Origin of the sequence: Pandoraea anapnoica (assembly GCF_902459765.1) — a bacterium.
Taxonomy (GTDB): domain Bacteria; phylum Pseudomonadota; class Gammaproteobacteria; order Burkholderiales; family Burkholderiaceae; genus Pandoraea; species Pandoraea anapnoica.
This window is the reverse complement of record NZ_CABPSP010000029.1, coordinates 1-5,663: the sequence shown is the minus strand read 5'-3', so window position 1 is coordinate 5,663 and position 5,663 is coordinate 1. Positions and strand designations below refer to the sequence as shown.

General features: G+C 61.7%; 7 protein-coding genes and 1 pseudogene. All 8 read right to left on the bottom strand.

All coding sequences use genetic code 11. The features are described 5' to 3' along the window. Positions 1–752 (bottom strand): annotated as a pseudogene (locus PAN31117_RS26775) (phage tail protein); the annotation flags it as partial. Positions 753–755: 3 nt separating this feature from the next. Then, positions 756–1,019, bottom strand: coding sequence for a hypothetical protein (locus PAN31117_RS26770; protein WP_246189274.1), 264 nt, complete (start codon positions 1,017–1,019; stop codon positions 756–758). After that, positions 1,016–1,708, bottom strand: a complete 693-nt coding sequence (locus PAN31117_RS26765; protein ID WP_150740864.1) for a DUF1834 family protein — start codon at positions 1,706–1,708, stop codon at positions 1,016–1,018. The genes PAN31117_RS26770 and PAN31117_RS26765 overlap by 4 nt, the downstream gene beginning before the upstream one ends. Then, positions 1,708–2,133, bottom strand: a complete 426-nt coding sequence (locus PAN31117_RS26760; RefSeq protein ID WP_150740863.1) for a gp436 family protein — start codon at positions 2,131–2,133, stop codon at positions 1,708–1,710. Before PAN31117_RS26760 ends, PAN31117_RS26765 begins: the two co-directional genes overlap by 1 nt. 3 nt (positions 2,134–2,136) lie before the next feature. Then, complete coding sequence (locus tag PAN31117_RS26755; protein ID WP_150740862.1) at positions 2,137–2,745, bottom strand: HI1506-related protein; 609 nt, start codon at positions 2,743–2,745, stop codon at positions 2,137–2,139. 102 nt (positions 2,746–2,847) lie between these two features. Next, the gene (locus PAN31117_RS26750) at positions 2,848–3,756 is read right to left on the bottom strand and encodes a Mu-like prophage major head subunit gpT family protein (RefSeq protein ID WP_150740861.1); all 909 of its coding nucleotides are present in this window, start codon (positions 3,754–3,756) and stop codon (positions 2,848–2,850) included. Between the two features lie 11 nt (positions 3,757–3,767). Further along, positions 3,768–4,172 (bottom strand): hypothetical protein, encoded by a 405-nt coding sequence (locus PAN31117_RS26745; protein ID WP_150740860.1) that lies wholly within the window; start codon positions 4,170–4,172, stop codon positions 3,768–3,770. Beyond that, positions 4,169–5,290: a phage protease gene (locus PAN31117_RS26740; protein WP_246189273.1), complete on the bottom strand. Its 1,122-nt coding sequence runs from the start codon at positions 5,288–5,290 to the stop codon at positions 4,169–4,171. Before PAN31117_RS26740 ends, PAN31117_RS26745 begins: the two co-directional genes overlap by 4 nt. Between the last annotated feature and the right edge of the window lie 373 nt (positions 5,291–5,663).

Here is a 5,663-nt window from a genome sequence, read left to right as displayed (position 1 = left end):
CGCTGCTCAAGCGGGTGCGAGACCGCATTGACGTGATCGCGCAGTTTCGTGAGCGCCGTCTCCGTCGCCCAGCAGATGGCGTAGATGGTGTATGCCGCGCCAAACACCTTGGCCAGCGCCGGAGCGATGTCCGGATCATTGAGGCCACCAGTGAACGGCGTGAGCGTTGCCGTGATGCCATCCGCCTGGTTCAACTGCGAAGTGACAATACCGTTGCCAAACTCACCCTTGTTCTTGGCAGTGATCGTGACAGCGCCCGCCGTGGCCGTTGCCGTGACCGGCAGTTTGACCGCCTGGGTGATGGCATCAACAAGGTTGGCGGCAACCGTATCCGCCGCATCGCCAGACATTACCGCTACGTCGACTCGGGCATTGCCAATAAACAGCGCAAACGCACCATCGGCCGTTGCGGTGCCGTCAAACGTGACAGTGCCATGCGCAGGCTGGCCAGCGGCCGCGTCGTCAACGGCGATGACGGTCAACGCGAGATACCGGTTAGCCGTCAGGGCTGCGGTGACTGCGATGTGTGCGAGCGAGCCGTTGCCGAACGCGTCGGCTGCCTGGTCTTCGCTGTAAATGTCCATCGGCACGAGGGCGTCGAGCTTACCCTCGCTCGTGCGCTGGCCGATGATGATCATGCTCTGATCATTGGCCGGAAGCGTGTTTAACGCCGCCTTGGTGTTGAACTCGAAGTAATGCCCAGGCTTCCGTCCGGGCGGAATCTGATAGATAGTGACGTTCTGGCTCGACATGTCTTACGCTCCTTTGCCGCCACGCTTGGCGGTGGCCACCGGTGCCTCGACGCTTGCCGGAGCGTCACCGTCCGGCTTGGCTTCGGCGACTTCGACCGGAGGCCCGCCCTCAACGACCTCGAGTAGGTCGCCGTCGAAGATGCGGCGCGTGTAATAGGCGCTCTCTTTCACCGACACTGCCTTCTCGTCGGTGATGTATTTGCGCGATGCGTTCTCGAAAGGGACGCGCACTCCCTTTCTCGCGATTACGTTCATGCTCTTTTTCATGATTGATCCTCAAGAATCACCACGTCCTCCAAGGAGGGCTTACCGTCGTTCGGTTCCAGGTAGTACTTCATGACCAGCGACCGGAATTCAGGCGATGGCGGATCGATCTGACCGCCGTATTGCTCGAACACCTCGCCGAGTGGATCGTCAGCTCCACCTTGCGGGAAGCCGCCGATGGACAGACTGTCTTCCACCCAGGCGGTGTGGAACTCCATCGCGAACACTGATTTCGCGTCCGATTTGACACTGGTGTTAAACAGCGTCTTGATCGCGCCTGGCTGAAGCTCCCGAATGGGAAGGCCCATGTCCTGCTGATTGAGAAGACGCCGCACGCAGGTGATGAGCATGTTCGTTCCGACTTCGTCCTTGGTGACGCCGCCGTGACGGGTCGACTCCTCACTGCGGATGTTGCGAGCGCCCACCATGACGGCGAACGTGGCCTCCGCCTTAAACTTGGTGCGGCTCGTGCTCACGGGATCGGTGCGCTTGACGCCAGCGAACGTCACCCAGACGGCCGGGAATCGGCGCACGACGTTCTCGAAGTCGTCCATGTCGAACTCGCCGCCGTAGGTCTTGACCTCCTTGACCATGCTCCCCAGCCCACGCGCCAGGCGATCAACAATGGCAAGCTCGACGGCCGCAATGATCGGGACATATGCCGGTTTCACCGGCCGGGTGGTCTCGCCCATCAATAGCCTCCACGATCCCGGTTACTGAAGATCTTCGTGCCACGATTGGACTTGACGACGTTCCTCGGCTCGACAGTGACACCCGTTGCGTCGGCGCCAAGCGTGATTTGGCCGGTCGCGATCAACTTCAGAAACTTGAGCGCGAGGTCGTACCGCTTCTGAATTTCCTCGGTGCACGTCGTACCGGCCCCGGTCAGGTGATAGCGGCAGATGTCGCAGCACTTGCTCGCAAGGAAGCGCGGCACGATCTGCAACGGCAGGCCGTAGCGACCACCGAGAAAGGTATCGATCTCGGCGCTGGCGTCTTCGAGTCCGGCCGCGAGCACCGCGTCGTCAATCTCGCCGGTGTCGTCTCGATCCGTCAGGGTTCGGACTTCGTACTCGCCGAAGCTATTCACCATGTCCTGTCGCGTGGCGTAGGCCATGACTTACCTCTTCCCCTGGTGGTTGCCGGACTTGGCCGTGGCGGCGGGTTTGGCCTGACTGGAGTCGGTCTGGCCAGCGGTCGGTTCGCTCGTGGCCTGCGATGCCAGTTCACGGGCGTCGAGTGCTTCGGCGCGCTTATCCAGTTCGGTCGCTTTCTCGGTGAGCGCCGTATCGCGTGCATCCAGCTCCGACGAGCGAACGAGCAACGCGCCTTCGATTGTTTTCAGCTCGGACTCAAACCGCAACAGCTCTTCCTTGCGCTTGGACACCTCCTGCAAGCTATCCACAAGATCGGCCTCACGCCGACATTCACCACCAGCGCATTCGCCCGACTGGCTCTCACCAGCGCTCGGACTGGTGGCCAGGCGCGCGACGGCAGCCGTCACGTGCGGCGCGTCGAGGTGCGGGAATTTCTCGGCCTCTGCCGCAGTGCGCTCGACTACCGTCTCGACAGCGACCAGCGATTTGTCCGTCGTGAGCGCCTTGTATTCGGCAGGACTCAACTGTGCAAGTGCCAGCGTGACCGGCTCACGGCCGAACACGCGACCGGCGCGACGGAACGACTCAACGCGCGCTGCCACCTTGATCGCCGGGTGTTTCTGCTTTTCCATAATGTCCTCTTCGATTTCATGGCCGGAGCCGCTTGCGGCCGAAGCTCCGGTCTCGCTTCCGCCACGCGTATCGGCGTCGCGTGGCCGTTCCCAGGTGGGTTATTAGTGGCCGACACCGGTCGAGCCGGCCGCCATCTGCCAGAAACCGTAACCACCGGCAGCGCGCGCTTCTGCGCCGAACTTGAATTTCTTGCGGTTGAACACGTCGTCCGCGTTCGGATCGATCTGCTGCACGAAGACCGGTGCCTCGCGCTCCTGGTACACGAACGGCTTGATCGGCTTGGTCGTGTCGAGCAGGAACCACGCCGTATCGGACTGGATGCGTGCGTCGCACAGCACCGTGGCCGTCCCCTTGTAGGGGTTGGTCTTGCCGTCATCGAGGCGGTCGTTCGTCATCAGCGCTCGGGCCGTGTCCTCAAGCGCAGGGCCAACGAGCAGCACGTTGGGGATGATGTTCAGCGGACGATCTTCGTCGTCTTTGAACTTGCGCATCGCCGTGCGCATCACGCCGTAGGACGCTTGCGCAGCGGCCTGGCTTGCCGCAGAGAGCGGCATCGTGAAGCAGTTCGACACCACGCCATCGCCCACCGGGTGATCGGTATCGAAGAAGTACTGGCCGTCGTAGCAAGCCTTCTCGAATGCCAGATTCACCAGCTCGTAGACGATCTCGTCCGGCAACTGCGCAGCAGAGAAGCCCGCACTCTGGGCCTGCGGTGCGTAGATGCCCAGCGAGTCATCCTTGATGTCGTTGCGGTCGACTTCGACCGTGGCCTCCCAATCGTCATTGACGACGGTGTAGCCATGCGCCTTGAGCGCCTTGATGTGCTTGTCGCCGATCCAGCGACGCATGCGCGGGAAGTTGTCGAGCCAGGCATAAAGCTCCATGCGTCCGGTCGACGGCACCTTCATGGCGATGTTCTGCCAGGTGGTCGGTGCGGCGGCGAACGCCTTGTTATAGACGGCACTCAGTCCCTGAAAGATGACCGAGATCGTTTGTGCGTTGATCAGCATGCTGCTCTCCCTTACTGAACCCACACGCCATCAGCATCGAGCGCCACCACGATGCCAGCCTGCGAGCGAGTTGCGCCGCCATCAGTTGCGGCGACGGTCTGGTTGTCTACAATGAAACAGGGCTTGCCGAGTCCGGCCTGCAACACCGGGTCGGTGCTGTCGTTTGCCCACTTGAACGCCTTGAGGCGACGCACCAGGACAAACGCATCGCCGTCGGCACCCTTGGTGTTATCGATGAACTCCTCGGCGCGGCCGAGGTAGGTCAGGTCATCGGCCGTCTTGCCTTCGATGGCGTAACCCGTGGCGTCAGCGCAGACGATCAGGCCCGCGTGAATTACCGTCGCGGCCTTGACCGGCACCGGCACGTCCTGCCCATCCATGAACGGTGTGTTGCGATCCTCTGCAATGGCGGTCATTGGGCACCCACCTTGGACTTGGCGAAGTCCTCCTGCGACAAGCCGAGTTGCTTGCATGCCGCGATTTCGTCAGCCGACAGCGCGTTGGTGGTACCGCCACCCGCCGGAGCCTTGCCGTTGGTCTGCATGTTCCCGAGAGCCGCCATCGGCGCGGCCGACTCCAGGTGCTGCTGGAGCAATGCGACGTTGGCCTTGCCCAGATCGCGCGCCCACTGCTCCTGGGCCGGAAGCAAGCGGCCGTCCGACAAGGCTGCGGTGATCAGGCTTTCGACCTGGCCTTGCTGCTGTCCATTGGTCAATGCAGCGATCTGGGCCTTCATGTCGTGCATGACCTGGACAGACACATACTTCGCAGGGTCGGGCGCGACGTTGGTCAGCGCCGCGATCTGCGTTTGCTGACCAGCAAGGTGCTCGATCAGATCGACCGGCTTTTCCTTGGTCGCACCGACCGTCTCTGCCAACTTGGTCAGGCCGACGACTGCCTCGGCTTCGGTCGCTGCTTCCGGCAGCTTGATCAAAAGCCGCAAGGCGGCCAAAAGTACGCTCATGGATAACTCCTGAGATTTGTCCGCCGGGATTGGCGGGGATTGCGGTGGGGTTTTGTCACCAGCGAGGCGACTGGCGGCAGCGAGTTGAACCTCGTCCAGGTCATCCAGCGCCGGGTTATTGGTGAGGGCGGCGTTGAGCAGCTTCGTGACGTTGCCGTCTTTGTCGTAGGCAAACACCGCCGACAGGTAGCGGTATTCCTTGGCGGCAATGAATGCGGAAGCACGACCGGTGTATTCAACGTCGACGGCATACATGCCCTTTCCGGGCCGCCATTCCAGTTGTTTGAACCAGCCCGCCGCGGGAGCCGGGTTACCGCTCGTCGCGGCGTAGAGGGATTGGTGTTCATAGTCGAGCACCATCGGCTTTGCGCAGGCGGCCAGCGCCGCGATGATCTTTTGCGCGTTCTCGTCTGTTACGCGCCAAGCGGCGCATTCGAACGGGCGACCGTCATTGGCGCGAAAGTCTCCGGCGGGCAGCAGTTGGATCACGCCTAAACCGGGCATGATCTCTAGCTCTAACGAAAGGGAGGCGATGAGTGGCTTGTCCATGTCGCCATATTGGCGATTCATGAAAGCCTGGGGATGCTGGTGGATGTCACCAGCTTCAGGGAGGATGGGGCGACGCCAATATATATAGGCGATGCCCCGGAACGGGCTACTGACGGCCGGAATTTGCTCCCCGGAGGCGCGTTGCCGGAATTTGCACCTCCACCCCGATAACGGAATCGACACTAACGGGGGGTCTAAACACGATAGCGGGCTTCGTGCCCTGCTGCCTATGGTTTGCTATACCCCCATAGTCGCAGCGGCTTAAACGGCCGATTTTTGAAACAATGGGAATCCAGGGCCGCCATCAGTCAAACAGTCGACGCAGATACGCCGATACCTCAGACTCGGCATTCTGGCAGTCGGACTCGGTCATTGAGAAGAACGGGCGGGCCGG